General features: G+C 33.5%; 12 protein-coding genes and 1 pseudogene. 5 read left to right on the forward strand and 8 right to left on the reverse strand.

All coding sequences use genetic code 11. The annotated features are described in order from the left end of the window. Positions 1-21 precede the first annotated feature (21 nt). The 6 genes and pseudogenes from ABD745_RS13480 to ABD745_RS13500 form a co-directional block, all read right to left on the reverse strand. The gene (locus ABD745_RS13480) at positions 22-966 is read right to left on the reverse strand and encodes a hypothetical protein (protein WP_344830746.1); all 945 of its coding nucleotides are present in this window, start codon (positions 964-966) and stop codon (positions 22-24) included. A gap of 253 nt (positions 967-1,219) precedes the next feature. Continuing rightward, positions 1,220-3,286, reverse strand: coding sequence for a tail fiber domain-containing protein (locus ABD745_RS13485; RefSeq protein ID WP_344830749.1), 2,067 nt, complete (start codon positions 3,284-3,286; stop codon positions 1,220-1,222). A 174-nt stretch (positions 3,287-3,460) separates the two neighbouring features. Then, on the reverse strand, positions 3,461-5,200 hold the full coding sequence (locus ABD745_RS13490; RefSeq protein ID WP_344830752.1) for a helix-turn-helix domain-containing protein: 1,740 nt from the start codon (positions 5,198-5,200) through the stop codon (positions 3,461-3,463). 35 nt (positions 5,201-5,235) lie between these two features. Further along, positions 5,236-6,867 carry a helix-turn-helix domain-containing protein gene (locus ABD745_RS13495; RefSeq protein ID WP_344830754.1) on the reverse strand — a complete coding sequence of 544 codons (1,632 nt, stop codon included), beginning with the start codon at positions 6,865-6,867 and terminating at the stop codon, positions 5,236-5,238. Positions 6,868-7,622: 755 nt separating this feature from the next. After that, positions 7,623-7,739 (reverse strand): annotated as a pseudogene (locus tag ABD745_RS21615) (recombinase family protein); the annotation flags it as partial. Between the two features lie 373 nt (positions 7,740-8,112). Next, the gene (locus ABD745_RS13500) at positions 8,113-8,469 is read right to left on the reverse strand and encodes a hypothetical protein (RefSeq protein WP_344830757.1); all 357 of its coding nucleotides are present in this window, start codon (positions 8,467-8,469) and stop codon (positions 8,113-8,115) included. A 906-nt stretch (positions 8,470-9,375) separates the two neighbouring features. Between ABD745_RS13500 and ABD745_RS13505 the strand changes: the two genes are divergently transcribed. Continuing rightward, the gene (locus tag ABD745_RS13505; protein ID WP_344830760.1) at positions 9,376-9,759 is read left to right on the forward strand and encodes a Rossmann-fold NAD(P)-binding domain-containing protein; all 384 of its coding nucleotides are present in this window, start codon (positions 9,376-9,378) and stop codon (positions 9,757-9,759) included. Positions 9,760-10,685: 926 nt separating this feature from the next. Here ABD745_RS13505 and ABD745_RS13510 read toward each other — a convergent pair. Further along, a complete protein-coding gene (locus ABD745_RS13510; protein WP_344832320.1) occupies positions 10,686-13,025 on the reverse strand; it encodes a DUF4982 domain-containing protein in 2,340 nt (779 codons plus the stop codon). A gap of 21 nt (positions 13,026-13,046) precedes the next feature. Between ABD745_RS13510 and ABD745_RS13515 the strand changes: the two genes are divergently transcribed. The 4 genes from ABD745_RS13515 (at position 13,047) to ABD745_RS13530 (ending at position 17,491) form a co-directional block, all read left to right on the forward strand. After that, a complete protein-coding gene (locus ABD745_RS13515; RefSeq protein WP_344830762.1) occupies positions 13,047-14,177 on the forward strand; it encodes an AlbA family DNA-binding domain-containing protein in 1,131 nt (376 codons plus the stop codon). 47 nt (positions 14,178-14,224) lie between these two features. Then, positions 14,225-14,689, forward strand: a complete 465-nt coding sequence (locus tag ABD745_RS13520) for a hypothetical protein (RefSeq protein ID WP_344830765.1) — start codon at positions 14,225-14,227, stop codon at positions 14,687-14,689. A gap of 174 nt (positions 14,690-14,863) precedes the next feature. Beyond that, positions 14,864-15,724 (forward strand): restriction endonuclease, encoded by an 861-nt coding sequence (locus tag ABD745_RS13525; RefSeq protein WP_344830766.1) that lies wholly within the window; start codon positions 14,864-14,866, stop codon positions 15,722-15,724. A gap of 351 nt (positions 15,725-16,075) precedes the next feature. Further along, positions 16,076-17,491 carry a hypothetical protein gene (locus ABD745_RS13530; RefSeq protein WP_344830769.1) on the forward strand — a complete coding sequence of 472 codons (1,416 nt, stop codon included), beginning with the start codon at positions 16,076-16,078 and terminating at the stop codon, positions 17,489-17,491. Positions 17,492-18,038: 547 nt separating this feature from the next. Here ABD745_RS13530 and ABD745_RS13535 read toward each other — a convergent pair. Continuing rightward, entirely contained in the window at positions 18,039-19,277 is a 1,239-nt protein-coding gene (locus ABD745_RS13535; protein WP_344830772.1) for a DUF3945 domain-containing protein, read from the reverse strand. Positions 19,278-19,298: the final 21 nt, after the last annotated feature.

Raw genomic sequence — 19,298 nt, forward strand, 5'->3', positions numbered from 1 at the left:
AATTACTATCACACGAAAGGATTAGGGAGCAACATTAAAATTAATTAGAACAGAAGGCTGTGGACAAACATTAGTTGCATCCTTAAATATGACGAAATATAGAGAGGCTGGAATAGTTCCAGAAGAAGAAGGAAAAGATGATCGTGAAAGTGTCACCGAATAGGTATTTCCACTTTTTATTAAATCACCAGTAAAAGCTTGATTGGATGGAGGATATGTTCTATTTATGGCGTAATATATACCTCTAACTCCACCGGTAGCTGTAATACTAAAGGTCTTGCTTTCACCAGATGAAAAGTCACCTTGCCCTGTCAAATCCGAAGTAATGAAAGGTGGATTACACGAAATAGGATCGACGGCTGTTTCAATAGCTGTAGCTGTAGCTGTAGTAGTTGTACAAGAACCTGTGCTACTTGCTGTAAAGATTATATTATATGTTCCTGCCACGGTAAATCTAATATTGCCTGTACTGGTACCAGACCCGCTTGTAACTGGAAATACGCCTGTGGTTGGTGTAACCACCCAGGTTGCACTGCTGATATTATTTCCTGATAGATTGAAAACTACATTACCAAGCTGGGGAACAATGCCTGGGTTACTAATCGGGGCACCTGTGTTAGTAATACCACTCACTATTAAGTTTGAAGGAGTAGGACAATTTGGAAGTACACAACTTTGATCATTTCCAGTATCATTTACAAGATCAATTGAATTACCAGAAGAGGCAAATGTAATTCCTCCTGTACCATTTAATACAACATTATTAGTGCTCCATGCCGTATTTTGTGTTACAGCTACCCCGTTGTTAATGGTTTTAGTATCTGTTGTATTGTTGAAAATCGTAGTTGGGTTTCCCCAGGTCGCACAATTATTCCAATTGCCAGAAACCGAAGCTGTATTTTGAGCTACTACAGGCAAGGAAACCAAGAGTAGCAGAAAAGCTGAAAATTTAAGTATTTTTTTCATTTTTATTGTTTTAGAATCTATAAAGAGGTTGAAAAACTGAATAATAATTAACTTTCACCTAAATGTTTTTAGAACCATGATAAAAAATATGACCACCTTACGTTGAAATTATATTGGAATGAGAGGGGAACTATCAACCAACAATGAAAACTAATTTTTTGAAAACTATCATTAAAAAAATCATAAAATAATTTCTTCCAATTGAATTTAAGAATGTAAAGCGGTCATTAACTTTATTATAAAAAACAGAATATTATTTTTTAATTTTGGCTATTTCTTTTTTCAGTTCATCAACCTCCGTTTTTAGAGTTTTCACAGCTTCGATCAGTGCAGGAACCAGTTCGGTATAGCTTACAGCTTTGTATCCATCAGCATTGGTGGTTACCGCTTCCGGGAATTGCTTTTCAACTTCCTGTGCAATCACACCCATATCATGTCCTTTTCCTAAACTCTGATTAGGAAATTCAGAAGCGTCTTTCCAGTCATAAGTATATCCTCCTAATTTCACTACTTTGTCTAAAGCATTTTCGATAGGTTTAATATTCTTTTTGAATCGGAAGTCAGACGGGCCTTGAATTTTTGTAGCTGTGATAACTCCGTTTACATGTAGTAATGAAGAAGGTGTCGTTGTACCAATACCCACATTACCGTTGGTCATGATGAATAAATTCGGTGAGTCGTTTGATGCTGTATTACCATCACCCCAAAGTCCCAGTGCCCCACCACCAGTGCCAATACGGCTCCAACTCGTTGTACTTCCAATTATCATTATCGGATCAGTTTTAGCAAGCGCTCCTGTGGGGTAAAATTTAAATTTGCTTCCTACATCAAGTGTAGCTACTGGTGTCGTTGTACCAATGCCCACATTACCTGCATTAGGTTGTAAAATAAGATTCATCCAATTTACACCTGAATGTACTGCCTGTATATAACCATTATCAGTACTTGTGTTATATCCTAGCAATAATTTTTGCGTAGTATCTATTCCGGAAACCACAAGCTGTGCCAGTTCATTAGTAAAATTTGTTTGGTTAGCAGCAACATTTAGCTTTGTAATCGGAGCAGATGTCCCAATACCAACATTTCCATTTCCTTTAATTCTTGCTAATTCGGTTGAAGTTGTTGGCGAAGAAGCCGAATAAAAAACATGATCAGAACCTGCACCATCTGTTTGATAACGTAGAGTAGCACCATTTATACCAAATCCGTAAAACTGATGATCATTATTGACTGTTTCAAATAAGATAATTTTTCTATTCATGACTAAGTTACCTAAGGTCAGCTGTCCATGAGGTGACTGGCTGTTAATACCTACATAACCCTGCCCTCCGTTATTGGGATTAAGCAATAAGTCTGACCAAGTATTTCCTGCCCAGCTTGGCTGAATATACCCTTGATTTGTAGTGGTGTTGTAACCTATTTCAATTATTTTATCTTCAATTGTTTTGCCTCCAACTACAAGCTGTCCTGAATATGTGCTTGCATCGATGGCAGCATGTAAAAGTGATCTGGGATTGTTGGTTCCAATTCCTATTCTTCCAGCAGGTGCAGTTACCGATCCGGATAATCCTGTTCCGAAAATATTATTCGCGATATTTAATTGATTACTTGCAGAGGGTGTCGCTATTGCGGTAGCCGCCCCAATTGTAATATTATTAGTTCCTGTCGTTATATTATTACCAGCCTGGACTCCTACAGCCGTATTATTACTTCCTGTTGTATTGCTCTGAAGAGCTACATACCCTAAAGCAACGTTATTATTTCCTATTGTATTTGCAAGAAGTGATTGCAATCCTAGCCCTACATTTGCAGTGCCCGAAGTATTAGCTTTTAAAGCACTTTCTCCTACAGCATAATTATAATTCCCTAAGCTATTGGCTGTTAAAGCCAAAGCACCGATACCCACATTACTTCCGCCTGATGTCACGGCATTAAGTACACCTGTACCTATGGCAATATTATTAAAACCTGTCCCCAGGTTCGTACCATTAGAACCCACGCCTGCATCTTGTGTAACGTGGTTATTATTTGTTAAAAGCCGTAAGTCCTGTGCAGAAATAGCACCACTATTAACCCAAACAGCACCATTAAAATACCAGAAAGAATTAGTTGTTGTATCATATACTTGTAGTCCCGTTGCAGGGCTTGCAATAGAAGTTCTCTGCCCTGTTGACATTCTAGGCATGAGTAATCCCTTTGTTGTGCTTGTAATATCAAGCATAGAAGAAGAATTAGGTGTTGGAGTACCAATTCCGACTTGTGCTTTTGCAGCAAAACCCATCATTAGGAGAACTGCCAACGTGTAAATTTGTTTTTTCATCTTATTATTTTAATTTAGTTAAAACTCAAAGTAATTTTGTGATTACCAAAGCAATATTATAGTGTAAGATTAGGCAGAAATAGAGTGCTATAAAAACAAAAGACTCCACAAATTCCGAATTTATGGAGTCAAATAAATAACACAAATAACTGATTTACAATATTTTATTTTTATTTATGTGATTTGTAAATCTATTTTTTCAGTTTTTAAAAAATTGATAAATTTTGAAGGAGTGAGACCTGTTTTTTGAGTGAAAATTCTAATGAAAACAGTGTGGGAAGAAAAACCACACTCTTCTGCAAGGTAGGCTATTTTGTAATTCAGGTATTCAGGGGAGGTTTTTAATTTCTTAATGATATATTCAAGACGATTATCATTGATATAGCCATTAAAATTTGTATTCTTATGTTTTTTTATGACTGCAGAAAGATAGGCCGAGTTTGTATTAAAATCACTTGCCATATTACTTAAAGAAATGTTGGGGGAAAGAAAACGTTCTTTTGTCTCAAATTTGCTAAGTTGCTTCATTATCTTTTCATCGACTTCAAAGCTTAATGTAATGGTTTTACGATCAATATTCGGAATCTGGATTGTTAGAGAATCATCTAAATCTTTATTTGCTTCGTGCAAGATATTCTCCAGTTCATTATTTTCAAATGCTACAATGATAGCTTTAAACTTTTTACGATCTTTTTTTAATTTTAAATAATGTATAATTAAATAACAAAAAAGTACTAAAAGAATAATGAAAATAAAATAAAGATAACCACTTCTGATCTTCTCTGACTTAAGTTCTCCTTTTGCTTCTATAACATCTTGCTCATAGAGGTTTGCCAAAAATTTAGATTTCCCCATATAATCCAGTTGTTGAGAAGCTTCGTTGTATTTTCTTGAATAATAAGATTCTTTATTTGTTTCTCCGAGTTTAGAGGCATTAGATGCTGCTAATCTGTAAAGTTCCAATTCATAATTTATAAAAGATGGAATTCTGATGTGAATATCTAACGCTTTTTCGCATAATTTGAGTGATTTAGCATAATCTTTTTTTTGTTCCCAACACATTGCCAGATAATAATCAGCTCGGCATTTTTTATCTTTACTATCTATAAACCCTTTTTTTTCTGATTCTGCAATATATGCAATGGCGTGATCATATTTTTTAGACAATACGAGATAGAATGCCTCTTCTATCCAGTCAAAATTATTATGCCAGAGATAACCCTGTTTTTCAATTTCACGTATTTTTTTAATACAATAGGCAGAGGAATCTAATTTCTTTTGAAAATTATAACATCCTGCCAACTTTATATAATTTAATTTCCTATCATAAATAAGACCTGTTTTGATTTCCTTTGATAAGGCCGGATGTTCAGACACATATGTTTCAATATTTTTATTGGCATGTGATAATATCGAAATAGCCCGTTCAAAATCACCTATTTGCCAATAAATTCTAGATTCATTAAATTTTAGATAGGCTATGTCATCTAATGATTCATGATTATGAAGCTTTTTTATTTCTTTTATACATTGAAATGCTCTGATATTATCATTTTTTATAGCGTAAAATGATCCTAATCCATCGAAACAATACAACAACAATTCATTGTTATGCGATCTTTTTGCATAATAAATTGCTTGTTTCATTAGTTTAGTTGAAAATTCTATATTATAGTCTGTATAACGGTAAGTATCTATTGCCAGATTATAATATGTGTCGGTTCTTAAGGAGTCTGTAGGGTTTTTCCGAATCATGGCGTCCAAATAGATCTTCCATAATAATGGTTTATCCTTAAGTCTGGTAGCCATTGAAGATTTATAGCCAAGCTCTTTTGGAGTGTATTTTGCAAGGCTGTCTTGGGCTGTCAGTTCTAAGGTAATAAAGAAAAATAAGACGTAATAGAGTTTACTCATTCCAAGATATTATACTGGTTATTAGTTTGTCTGTGTTATGATTCAGGCTTTTCTGCCTTCAAAAAATTAATAAATTTTGAAGGGGTAAGACCCGTTTTTTCTGTGAAAATTCTGATGAAAACAGTGTGAGAAGAGAATCCGCATTCTTCTGCAAGATATGCTATTTTATAATTTAAATATTCTGGTGTAGTTTTTAATTTTCTAATAATATATTCGATACGAAGATCATTGATGTAACCATTAAAATTTGTATCACGGTGTTTTTTTATGACGGCAGAAAGATAAGCCGCATTGGTAGTAAAATCACTCGCCATACTGCTTAAGGAAATATTAGGAGAAAGAAAACGTTCTTTTTTTTCAAAACTATTAAGTTGTTTTACAATTTTTTCATCAACTTCTGAGCTAATTTTGACTGATTTGCGATCAATATTTTGTAAAGGAGTTATGTGAGTATTCTTAGGGTTTTTATTTATTTCCTGAAGTTTTTTCTCCAGTTCATTATTTTCAAAAGATGCAATGATCTCTTTAAACTTTTTGCGATCTCTTTTTAATTTGATGTAATGCCAGCACAAATAGCCACATATAAGAGAAAGTAAAATCAAGCCAAAGTAAAAATATTTTTTTCCAGCTTTTTCTGATTGTAGTTGTTTTTTTGCGATCACGACATCCTGATCATATAGTTTCGCAATAAATCGAGACTTTTCAGCATAATTAAGTTTTTGCGAAGCTTCATTATATTTTTTTGAATAATAAGTCTGTTTTGTTATATCATGAAGTTTCTCTGCATTTAAAATAGCTAAGTTATACACCTCAAGCTCGAAATTCATAAATGAAGGAATTTTCACATCAATTGCCAATGCCTGTTCACAAAAAGAAAGAGATTTCGTATAGTTTTTTTTATAATAGGAAGATATTGCTAAGTAATAGAGAGCCCGATAGCGTTTGTTTTTTGTGTCAATATACCCGTTCTTATCGGCTTGTTTAACTATTACAATTGCCTGATCATATTTTTTAGACAATATCAGGTAAAAGGCTTCTTGTACCCAAATATTATTATTGTACAATTTATAACCCTGCTTTTCAAGCTGTTTTGCTTTTTGAAGATAAAAAAAAGCAGAATCTAGCTTTTTTTGAAAATTGTATGATTGTGCAAGATGTATATCGTTTCCTTTCTTTTCATAAATCAGCCCCGCTACACTGTCTTTAGGTAATTCCGGATGATTTAAAATATACTTATCAATATCACTATTTGATTTTTTTACAATAGAAATGGATCGTTCGAAATCACCAATTATAGAATATACCCGAGCTGTACTTGCTTGAAAAGTTACAAATAATGGGCTGTTTTCAGAGACTGTACTACCAATGTCCTTTATTTCCTGAAGGCATTTTAATGCCTTGTTGTTATCATTTTTTAAGGCATAAAAGGTACTCAGGCTCTCCAAGCAATAAAGTGTAACAGGTTTTGAATTTGCTTTTTTTGCAGATGCGAGCGCATGATTTAACATTTTAATTGAAAGATCTATTCCAAAATCCTGTTGTCTGTATAAATCCCAGGCTAAATTGTAATAGGTTTCTGCTTTTAATGAATCTGTAGGGGTTTTCCGCTCCATCTCATCCAGATAGACTTTCCAGAGTAATGGTTTATCCTTAAGTCTGGTAGCCATTGAGGATTTATTGGCCAATTGTTCAGGAGTATATCTTATCAAACTGTCCCCTTGAGCAGTGGCTTGAAAAATAATAAAAAAAAATAAAATTTGATAAAATTTCCTCATATAAACAGATTAATAAGACTTTGAAGTGTATTTACCTCAAAGAATAAATAAGTTCTTATCTATTATATTTTGACTATGGCTCTTCTACTTACGCAGTAATTCATTTGTTTTGAATAATTTCTATTCCTTTTTGTTTCTTTTAGAAATTGTAAACAATACAGATTGATTAGTATAGTCTTGAAAAAGTTAATGTGATTGGTGTTTTTATGACTAGAAATTGGAGATTTCTCCTATGTAAATACAGTCTAACTACTCGTTATATTTTGATTATTAATTTGACTTAAAGGTAGACAATTAAACCTTTCCTACGGGATAAATTTAATTGAATTTAAAAGAAATAGGATTTTTTTCTCCATATGTATTTTTATATGATACAATTTCTTGCATTTAGCCGTTCAACAGTTTACTGAAGGAACTAAAATACGATTTCGCATCAAAAAAAGACAAGCCGCCATTTTCGAGTGAAACTAATTGATTAATGTAAGCCAAAAAAGATGATTACTTTGAATGAACTCTCACTCTATTTAATGCCAAAGAATGGACCAATCAGACATTACGCAAAAGCTTAGATTCACCTTATTACAATCAATCCATTAAAAAGACTAATTTCATTACATCCTCAATAAAAAAGTTCGAAGATATGCCCATTAGGGTCCTTTCCTAATAAAATTTAATAACTCATTGAGCTGTGGTTTTTCCGATTTTATACCACTTACTTTGTCAACAAAAATTTTTTCAATTCCTAAATTTTTTAAAGCATCTGTTTGTAAATCGAGATTTTATTCAAACCTGCTTACTCTTACATATCCTATTAACATAGTACACATTACTCATTTGTAACAAATTTAGTGTAATTTGATTTTGTGTACAACGAAAATGTACTGAAAAAGAAATAAAAAAGTGTTTAAAGTAATTTTAAAAGAAAGTACGGGAAACCGACCATTTTATAGCATTTAACATATTGTATATTATGCATTTACCATAAAAATTTATTAATAAATCAATATGTTATCACGAATTTTAAAATTAAATAACTTAGATTTCATTAATATTTCTGGTTATCATCTTTCCAAATAAATTAGAATTGGTAATATTTTGTATCCGTTTTTAAATCTGGGTATGAAGAACATAAAACTTTTAATGATCATTGGCAATTAATGAATAGATTTTTGCGAAAATTCCGTTTTGTTGTTTTTTCAGTTCAAAGACTACTTTTAACTTTTCCTCGAAGTTTTCCAGCTCCTTATTGCTGATAAATTTTTGAGCATTGGTTATTCTTGCCACTTGATTAATATTATTTTCAATCTTTGCAAAAATATTGTCCTGTTTTTCAATAAATACAAGTATTTTTCTTCTTTCATCATCAAAAATTCTATTCTCCACTGAGTCAATAATTAAACTACTCAAAGAAATTCGTTTTTTAGAACAGAGTTTCTTCCAGTTTTCCTTTTTGTATTTTTGAACCCTTATGAAGATACGTGCTTCTTTTTCCATAGTTTTTCTTTTGCGAAAATAATTTGATTAAAAATTCTGAGGCAAATTAAGCACTAAAAAAACAACAAGTCAATAGTAATGAGTACGTTTAACTCAAATAAGAGTATTCTGGAATCATATAGAATTTCCAAAGATTAAAAAAGAATATACTGGGCTAATTTGAATCCTTTTAAAGATTTCAAAAAATAAAAACTGAGTTCCGAAGTTTTTTCTCCTTTTTGCAAAAAAGGCAAGATGTCTTTGGAGGAAAACTTGAAAAGTTTGTACGAACAAAGACACATCTTGCAAACAAAATGGTATTTATTTTCTTGAGTTTTGAAAACCGATCTATAGTTTTAGAAATCGCAGGTTTTATTATTACTTGCTGCGTCTATAAGAAAAGTTGGGATGCGGGATTTAAAATATAGCAAGAAACTATTTTTTTTTCTCCTAGGATATACAATCACTTAACTTCCTACAAACCAAATCTTAATAAATTTTCATCTCTGTTAATTTTACTCAGATGGTTGTCTATAATTTTAGGTAGGTTTGTCTCGCGGTTTTATCTATTAACCTTGTAATATTTTACACCGCTTTAAATATGACATTACATAATTTTCTGTAGCTAGTTGTATTAATTTTACATAGGTTTGCCTCGCTCTTGTATCTATTTACTCAGATTTAACCTAGTGCTATTTTACATTCGTTCAAATAAAACCTGGCAGTATTTTTCACAGCTAATAGCTACTATCGGTAACCCCAAAACATATTTCCTGAGTAGGATCATCCGTAAGTTTTGCTCTTGATTGGACAATCCGCAATTAGATTATAATACATAATCCTGAAACAGCTCCGAAGCATTTCGTTTAAAGTATTCGCTGAAATAGGTCTTCGAATTGGTATTTGTTGTAGTATAAAAATTAATTAATGCCCCTCCTGAAAAAAGTGCCACGCACAAAAAAAGGATACGACCCCAATTATGCTCCGGTTAAAGCAGCGGTCATTAATTTGGCACGTCAAACGGCAACAGAAGGACTACAGCACAACATACACGCCAATACACTGATGCCTTGGGCTTATAGTAAAATGACCGAAGACCAAGCGGGAGGTACTGAAATTGGCGAGTGGTTTAAAGCAAATTTAAAACCCGAAGATGTATCAAATGCCATCATCTATTTCATACACGAAGAATGTAAGGTAAATGGAGAAGCATTCAGTGCACAAGCGGGAAGGATTGCCAGGATATTTTTTGCTTCTGCCAAAGGATATTTTAATCGGGAATACAGCCAGAAGACGTTAGAGATAACATAGACGACATCATTGGCATTAATGAAGATGAAAGTCTTTTTACAGATGTATTCGAGGCAAGCCAGCCCCGCGAAGAGCGATTCGTTGCAGAACTCATAAACAGTCAAAAGCTACCTGACATAGAGTGGATAAATAAACAATCTCTTCATACGCCAAATATGGAGATGGAATAGCTCAATATCTTATGAGCTTAGGTCTGAGACATCTTGCTTACGGAGGTTAGAGGGTAAAATCTTTATTTACTTCTAATCAGCATTTTTACATTCCATAAACTTAACTGGATAAAGCCTAAATTTAACCATTTAGGCTTTTTTATTTATGAACCAAACATTGAGATTAAAAAAACTAGATTGGAAATTTTTACAATGAAACGCTATGACTAAAGATCCAAAACTAAAGAAAAGTAACTTGAATTAAGCAAACAATTCCTCAAAAAACTTTGATTCATGATCTGCTATTCTTGGTACTACGGGGAAAATCGTTCTTAAAATTAGTCCATCTCCTTTTAATTTGAGCAATCATTATATCAACGTTGCTGACTGATTCCATTAATTTAATTTCTAGGCTTGTATATTGCAATTTTATTCTCTATTGCTTAAAAGCGTGGATTAAAAAAAAAAAAATCATTTATCACCAATATCTTTTAAAATATCACGTACAATGTCATCCCAAGTTTTGTTTTGCCACACAATCTAATTCATCTTTTACCATATCTTGGTCATTGAATATGAAAAGGTCTGAGAAATCTGTCATAGTTAAATAGTTTTGATCAAATATACAAAATGCAAAAAAAAGCAGACATTGCTGTTGTATTAAAGCAAAAATCTTGTCTCTTTTCATTCATAATTCTGTTGATCGACTCTACATCATTATTATCCTTCAAAATTTATTACAGCTATTGTGTGAAGATTTGCTTTTTAAACGTGTAATTATCTTGTGCAACCATCTGCTTTTTCGTAAAACTCAATCTCAACAATGCCAAGCGAACGGTTTGTTTTTTTACTATCCTGCAGTTCTTTTTTTCCGGTAATTTCTACAACGCCACCAAATGCATCTTTTTCTGCCACATCACCCATCAATTCTACTTTTACTATTTTCCCTTTGGTCGGAACTGAAAGTGGAATTGAGAAATATCCCAAAGTCTTTGGCGTCATCCCTTGATACACAACTTTACCATCTACAGAAATTTTAATAGGATAGCTTTTGTTTCGCCAGGAAACCAGTTTCATTTCAACTTCACTTACAACTGCTTCCTTCTTCAAAGTATAGGTAATAAAGGCTTTAGAAATATCGCCTTCACTTTCCCATTCGCTCAATTCGTTATCGTCGAAACTAAATTTTGCTTTTTCTGGATTGCTTCCTGCTTCAGCCTTTTCAATCCCAACTGACTTTCTTGAAATTTTATAAGATGGTGTTGATGGCGTTTTGCCTCTCGAAAGGTTCACTGGTTGGAAATCGCCGCTCTTATAAGCCGACAAACCATCCTTTTCATCGATTTGAATGGAATTAAATTTAATCTCATCCGAAATTAATCCTTCTGCCTTTGCCTTGAGAGAAATTTCTCCTTTCTCAAGTGTTGAACGAACCAGAACACGATTGATTCCGCTTTCTACAGGAAGATTTTTTGATAGAATGTAATTTTCTTTACCTTTTGCAATTCCGCCACGCCATTCTGCAGGACCGGTTAATTCAAATGAAATTAAATTATTAGCCAGCGGACAACGATTGCCTTGCTCATCAAGAACTTCCACCTCTACCAGAACCAAATCGGCCGCGTCGGCTTTGAAACCATCTGCAGCATTCCATTTTTTCAGTTTGATAGAATGTGGTTTGCCTGCGGTTTGAATTTTATCACGGCTCAATTCCTTATTTTGATTGTCGTAGCTGACAGCTTCAATCTTTCCGGGTTGGAACTTAATATTTTTAAAAGTAAACCAAAATTCGTCTGATTTTTCGCCAAAGCCATAAGATTTTCCATTAATGAAAAGTTCTACCTTTTCGCCACTTGAAACCACGAAAATATCTTTTTGAGTATTCTCCGGATAATTCCAGTGTCCAACAATATGTGTTCTGTAATTTTCGATATCTACCCAACCATCCCACATCACCTGATGTGCAAAAAAACCATCCTTCGGAATTCTCATCGCATCCACTTCACCGCTTCTTCTGTAATTTTCAACGCCACGGTAATGTGTATTGGTATCAGAAAAAATAATGTTAACACCACCCGAACTCACTCTGTTTCCGGTTCCGGGACGAACTCTGTAATAATCATACCATCGGGTTACGGTTTCTTTGGTAAAAGTGTCCTGATTTCGGTTATAGACCTGAGCATCCTCTCTTTTTTCCACTTTATTGGTTACGGTAGACTTGTAATAGGAAGTTCCGTCGCCGTCTTTGTGGTAAGGGTACGAGTAATCATCCCAATATTTTCTGAGCGCTTCATCTCTGCAATATTCTGTTGCCCACATAGGAATGTCAGCAGATTTGTTGATGTAAAGCATTTCGCCGCCATACTCTGCAGTTTCGCTGTCCAGCATTTCACGCGAACCGATGGCTCTCCCACCAAATGGGTCGTATTGATTGCGAATGGCTTTCATTTCAGCCATATGTTCTTCGGAAATAGATTCGTTTCCGGATTCGTAGAAAACAATGCTCGGATTGTTTCTGTTGTAAATAATTGCATCACGCATCAGCAAAGTTCTCTGTTGCCAGCGTCTGTCTGAAACATCTTTTTCGGCATCACCTGCGGGCATTGCCTGCATCAATCCCACTCTGTCGCAGCTTTCCACATCCTGTTTCCAAGGCGTCACGTGCATCCAGCGAACGAGATTGGCATTACTTTCCACCATCATTTTATTAGAAAAATCACTCAGCCACGCAGGAACAGACATTCCAACCGCCGGCCATTCATTGCTGGTTCGCTGCGCATAACCTTTCAATTGGATGACGCGGTCATTGAGGTAAACCATTCCATTTTCAAATTTCGTTTTTCGAAATCCCGATTTGGTTTGCACTCTATCAATCAGTTTATTATTGATGTATAAATCTGTGTAAACGGTATAGAGATAGCCATAACCCCAACTCCAGAATTCCATATCATTGACCTGAGCTTCCGCTTTTAAAATCGTTTTTTGTCCGGGTAAAATTTTGGTTTCACTACCTTTTATTGTCTTAATGACTTTACCTTTTTGGTCTTTGATGACTGTTTCGAATCTGACATCTTTTGGTTCAGAAAACTCATTTATGACTTCAGATTCTGCGTGAATATACCTATTGAAATTTTAGGTATGGTTAGTACATTAGATATTGATCCTCCTAGCATCCTAGATGGTGATTATTCAACAGAAATAATTAAAATACCGAATAATACCGTTATACCTTCTGAGTTCTATCATTTGTCAAGACCTGATTTTGACTTATTAAACTATACTAAAAATATCATAGCAAGAGCAGTAACAAATGTTATTAATTATCTTTCGACCTTTCCTGAATATGACCTGAGCAATAATTACATCATTGCAGAAAGTATTATTGGCGGCATCACGAAAAATGGAAATGAAATAACACTTGTGGCAAGACCATCTGACAAAGATTATATACTTTTATATTATAGTTCTGAATTTGACGTTTTAGAATATGTTGATGCAGAATTATGGTACGAAGACGGTAATAATGCACCAAGACAAATAACCTTGGGGCAACTACTTAAAAAAACTGGTATTAATAGAATACCAGTTGGAAATACAAATATTTCCAGTTCTAATATTGACAAATTATTAACTACAGCAAGAAGTAACGAATTAGAATTAAGTGCTGTTCCTTTCGTGCCCCAAAAAATTGCTCGGATTATTTCATCATTTGCAAATACTAACGGTGGGTCAATAATTTTTGGAGTTAAAGAAATAAGCCCTAATAACAATGAAATAGTTGGTATCAGCAATGATTTTAGAATTGATGAAATAACAAAAAAAGCAATATCCTTACTTCATCCGATTCCCTCTGTACATTATGACTGGGTACAAATTGGAGATAGGTCCATCTATATGATTCAAACTAATAAATCTGATAATGATATTTTGTTTGAAAATAAAAAGTATGTAAGAGAGGATTCAGAGTCTCTTGTAGAAGGTACCAAAGAAACATTGCAAACAATATTAAATATTCCAAAATTTAGAAAAACAGTCGCAATTATTATTGGTATTGAAAACTACTATCCAAAAAACAACATATTTCCAGTTAAATATGCAAATTCAGATTCTTTAAAGTTCAAAAAGATGTTACTGGACGATTTCGGTGTTGAGGAAGAGGAGATTTTTATGTTCCTGAATGAGGAAGCCCTTAAAAGTTCAATTGAATACAACCTAAAGTCCTTATTTCATTCATTTGAAAAAGATGATAGACTGATTTTTATTATGTAGGTCATGGTTTCCATAGCGGTATAACTAATTATTTATCGACTTACGATATGCATATAAGTAATATCCCAGAGACATCTGTTTCACTAAGATCACTATTAATAGATCCTTTACAAAAATCAAAGTGTAAAAATGCATTAATATTTATAGACGCTTGCGCACAAAGTTTTATAGATGAAAACGAGAGAAGTCACATTTCAAATATTGATGAAGAAGAACTAGTACTACTTTCTATTGATCACCCAACTTACATTACATTTCTTTCTTGCCAATCAGGTCAAAGTTCATATTCTAGTGATACTTTAAAAAATGGAATATGGACATATCATCTCGTAAATGCTTTAGGAGGCAACGTTCCAGATGTGATCAAAGGAGATAACTATATAACTGACAGGCTGCTTAGAGATTACCTCTCTACTAGCGTAGCGAAATTTGCAAAAGACGAACTAAGAAAAGATCAAAATCCAAAAGCCATCCTCGATTCTAGTTATGAAAATGTAATTTTAAAATTATAGAATAAATCATTTAAGTAGGATGGTAAATAGAACATTTTCTGAGAGAATTAAGATACTACTGGATTAAAGAATCTAAAAATGGTTGTATAGTCAAACTGGATTTGAATAACCCCTTCCTTAAGGATTTAATTTAATCGTTATTTTATTTCTTATTTGTTTGTAAAGATAAAATTGATGGAACAAAGAAATACTCTCAACTGGAAGACTTATGAATCCATTACCAAATATATTTATGAAACTTTGAGAAAAGAATTCAACGTAAGTATAGAAGGATATGGCTATGCGTGTAAAGTCAAAGGAAAATCCAATATTTACCATCAAATAGATGTTTTAACATCTGAATCCGATGGTACTCGCTCTTACAGAACTGCTATCGAATGCAAATACTGGAATAAAAGGATCAATAAAGATACTGTTATGAAGTTGTGGGCAATCATATTTGATTCTGATATAGAAGAAGGTATCATAGTTTCTAAAAAAGGTTTCACCAAGGATACGCAACAATTTGCAGACCATTACAATATAAAACTTGTTCAATTAAGGGAAACTGGAGGTGAGGATAAGGATATACAAAAAGAGTTAGAAATTGGAATTCTGGATTTAAAAATAAATAGTATTTTAAGACGCCCACAGATTCTTAAGATTGTTGCAAATACCATTGACGGGCGTTTGATAGCATTATCCGAGAGAGAACAATTTCAAATCTTCATTGAGGATGGCAGAGGAGGAAAAAATAGCCTCTTTAAGTCAATAATGATTTTTAAGAAAGATCTGCATAATGGAAAACCTTACTTTGTTATTGGAAAAGCCTATAATTTTATCGGGTCTACATTATATTACCATAATAATAAAGAGTATATCAGCAGCATAGATTTTAACGGTATTCTAACGGTTAAAAATGAAAACAATGATAGGAAATACACCATTGTTGACCAGATATGGCTCATTATGAAATCTATTTTTGAGAAACGGACTTTTACAATTTCTAAGTTTGGATATATTTCTGAGCATAAGGGCTTGGATAAAGGTCTTTAATGTTTATAACTTATTGAACCCTCGGAAGTAAGATGGCATAGGTTATAAATATTCAGTAAAAACACTGAATATTTGCTGGTTCAATTTAATTAATTTTACAATTTACGGAAATCCGTAAGTTAGTGAAAAACAATTTTGTAGAACTGAGACTTGTTTTGCACGTTAACAACGTATTTTTATGTGATATAATTAAAAAGCAAGTAGATCATCTATAAAACGTAATTGAAATATTAATAATTCTTTATTGTCGATTACTTTCTTATTTTCTAAAATTTTAAAAATTAAATAATTCTAATAAAAATGAATTCAGATCCTTAAAAATAAAAACTATAAACCTAAAAACTAACTACTATGAAAACTCAAATTCTTTTTACAAGCATTATGTTATCAGTAACTACAGCTGGTTGGAGCCAGACCAAAATAGACTCCATAAAAGGTTATGTGTATAAAACTGATACTACTTTTAAAAACAGCCTAGCAACAGAAAGAGCATTTAATCTACTACTACAAAAAAAGACATCATATTACTTAAGTGGTGTTTCTGAAATAAACCTTTCAAGATATACTGCAACATACACATCCGACAATGACAAATTCAATTTTGGAGTTAATTTTAGAAATGATGACGAGGATGAAAAATTAAGATGGTTATTCACTCCCCTTTTTGAAAGTAACATTAAAAAAAACTTCACCACATTGTATAAAAATGATGAATGGCAATCGGATATAAGATTTGGTGCTAAATTTACTTGGTTCTGGGGAGGAAAGTTGAAATATAAGGGAATGGATTACAAAACTGATCTGGAGACCAATTTAATTATTGTCAGAAACCTTCAGTTAGCAAAAATTATAAAAAAAAATCATTCTGATGAAGCGGCAAGATCAGAACAAATTACAAGCTCTAAGAGCCTTATACAGAATACCATTGATACGCTTCAAAAAATTGCCAATAGTAAGCCAAATGATCCTGTATATATAAAAACAAAAGCGTATTTGAATTCTATTACCGATAAAGATAACGACAAGCTTAATGAATTAATTAGTGCTGAATATGAAAAATCACCGTCATTGGATGACTATAAAAACCAAATAGCTTTAGCTGAAGTTGAAAGACTTTATAAACGTGATTCTTATACCTGGTTCAGAAATTATTGGATTTCTGCATGGGGCTTCTATCCATTTAAAGAACGAAAAACATTTATTGCTACGGATAATACAATTAGTTTTGAGCCTAAAAAGTTAAATCTATGGGAAGCTAATCTTCAGGGTAATACGATCTGGGAATATAATAACACCATTTCTCTTTATGGTTCCGTTACTTGGAAAATATTTCAAAACAATTCTGCAATAGCTGATTTGATGACTTCAGTTGACTATTATCAATATTCACAATTTCCTCAAACCGAGCAAAGTAATCTGGCAGTTCTCGAAAACAATAAAGGATATATTGGAGATTATAATGAATTTATAACCAACAATTTCAGTTTGCAATTTGTAGTATCGCTTTCTAATACAAATAAGGATGGTAAAGAAAAATTAGTTACGCCTGGTATTAGTGTATTATTTGAAAAAAATATGGGTATTTACAACGCAACCAATTTCAGATTTGGTATTCCTTTGCGATTTAGAGGAAAATCAACGCCAATCAATATTGAACCACAAATAAGATTAAATGACATAAGCAATTATAGTAACAAGGCAGATTTCAAAGTAAAACCAGTCATTGGGATTAACATAGGACTACCTATTATTGCTCTCTTCAAATAATATCTATATAATAAATAATGAAGAATCAATACGTCGGGAAATAGATGATTTTTAAAAACTGCAACTTTGGCAAGTTTACAAGCCAATCCTCCTTCCAGAAGAATATCTCTAACTTTCCAAAAGAGTATTAATTAGGTTTATAATGGTGATGACCTGATGACTGTATCTAATTGGCTGACCTTTTTCGATACCAATTATGAAGCAATCAATAGTATTCGTTGCGCTGTCTAAAAATATTATAAAACCTCCGCAACCTTTTTTCAAAAACATATAAAAGCCCTACCGGGCAATGTTTTAGAAATGGGGTTGCTCCAATTTCCGCAAAAATGCGTTTCCGACCACAGGGAGGAATTGCATTTTTGCCGCCCGATTTTCATCAGCCATCTACTTTTTAAAACGCAAACAAAGCAACCTGCAAAGTCTTTCGACCTTGCAGGTTGCTAAAAATTATCTTCTAAATTGATTACTCCTTTCTTCCAGAGTCCAAAAACATCTTCACGACTCTCCTATTTCTTCTTCGGATTCTTAAAAGAAAACACAATTCTTCCTATAGACTTATCAAACTCATATATCCCTGATACTCCTTCCCTTTTCTGCTCTCCAACCCATTGATATAAGCAATATCCCCTGCCTTTAACTTCTCAATCTGCCATCTGCGAAGCTTTATCCCTCTGAAATGTGAAGGAACTTCCATTTCAGAATGAATCACTTCGCTAAAACCAACACCTCTAAACTTATTCTCAAACATAAACTTCACCCATTGCCTGTCCGCATTAAACTGCACAGTTGCAGAAAAAAACTTTCCCTTCTTCGACAACATATTTTCAATAAACAAAGCTTTCCCATCACGAAGCACCTGCTTTTGTTCCAAATCCAATCTCACCCCGCAAAGAAAATCGGGAATCCTTGCAAATTCCATTCTCAAAGAGATCAGCTCATTGGTCAGCCTATCCAAACTTATCAATGAAGGAATTATCTCGCCCGTAACCGCATCGATAAGATCCACCACTCTGCCCATATTCCCCGAATTTAAAAGATTGACCCTATCCTCTTTTGTAAACTTGTGACCTTTAAACTTCTTTCTGAAATCCACTTTCTTAAGAACCCGATGCACCTTAACAATCAACTCTCCATCATCATCGATCCGCAACTGTAAGCGTGCATCAATCTGACTTACCGCTTCCCCATTATTAAAAAATATCGGGATCAACATCGGTGTCTTATATCCCTTTAACAAAGAATCCAACACTCCTATCTCTTCCAACTTTTCCCTGTCAATACCCAATTCAGCCATCTTGTCCCACGGAACATCTTCAATCTGATAACGGTATTGAGAACTACTATTACTAATAACCGACCCGTTACTAAAACCCTTTTTCAAAACAGAAGATTCCTTTTCATTGATTTTCTTATTTCTGATCGCATTGACCGCTTCAATAGAAACCTCAACCGCTTTCAGATCTTGTCTCTCAACCTCCGATAAACAATCAATGTATTCTTGTAAATCTAAAGCTGTATCGTGCGCCTCGAATTCCCTCACTTTAAAAAATGAATATTCAGAGGGATCTTTCAGCTGATGGTAAAAATCCGAATAGAAGTCCGTAAAAGAATCCTCAGACGAATCGATTCTCATGACCGAATCAATGTTGATGCGGTTCGGCGGAATATCTATCAGATTTCCGTTGTGTTCAATACCCTGTACAATTCCGACAGAATTGTTACTGTGGCGAAATACCAATAAAGTACTGACTTCTGAAATTGCCGTGTGATATCCTATTATGTTCATGATCTTGATTTTAGATGTTAT

The organism is Chryseobacterium ginsenosidimutans, assembly GCF_039536845.1.
Classification (GTDB): domain Bacteria; phylum Bacteroidota; class Bacteroidia; order Flavobacteriales; family Weeksellaceae; genus Chryseobacterium; species Chryseobacterium ginsenosidimutans_B.

Bases quoted from the DNA above. Each gene is read 5' to 3' on its own strand.
- ABD745_RS13480 (WP_344830746.1), bottom strand. From the start codon at position 966: ATGAAAAAAATACTTAAATTTTCAGCTTTTCTGCTACTCTTGGTTTCC.
- ABD745_RS13485 (WP_344830749.1), bottom strand. From the start codon at position 3,286: ATGAAAAAACAAATTTACACGTTGGCAGTTCTCCTAATGATGGGTTTT.
- ABD745_RS13490 (WP_344830752.1), bottom strand. From the start codon at position 5,200: ATGAGTAAACTCTATTACGTCTTATTTTTCTTTATTACCTTAGAACTG.
- ABD745_RS13495 (WP_344830754.1), bottom strand. From the start codon at position 6,867: ATGGCTACCAGACTTAAGGATAAACCATTACTCTGGAAAGTCTATCTG.
- ABD745_RS13500 (WP_344830757.1), bottom strand. From the start codon at position 8,469: ATGGAAAAAGAAGCACGTATCTTCATAAGGGTTCAAAAATACAAAAAG.
- ABD745_RS13505 (WP_344830760.1), top strand. From the start codon at position 9,376: ATGCCCCTCCTGAAAAAAGTGCCACGCACAAAAAAAGGATACGACCCC.
- ABD745_RS13515 (WP_344830762.1), top strand. From the start codon at position 13,047: ATGGTTAGTACATTAGATATTGATCCTCCTAGCATCCTAGATGGTGAT.
- ABD745_RS13520 (WP_344830765.1), top strand. From the start codon at position 14,225: ATGCATATAAGTAATATCCCAGAGACATCTGTTTCACTAAGATCACTA.
- ABD745_RS13525 (WP_344830766.1), top strand. From the start codon at position 14,864: ATGGAACAAAGAAATACTCTCAACTGGAAGACTTATGAATCCATTACC.
- ABD745_RS13530 (WP_344830769.1), top strand. From the start codon at position 16,076: ATGAAAACTCAAATTCTTTTTACAAGCATTATGTTATCAGTAACTACA.
- ABD745_RS13535 (WP_344830772.1), bottom strand. From the start codon at position 19,277: ATGAACATAATAGGATATCACACGGCAATTTCAGAAGTCAGTACTTTA.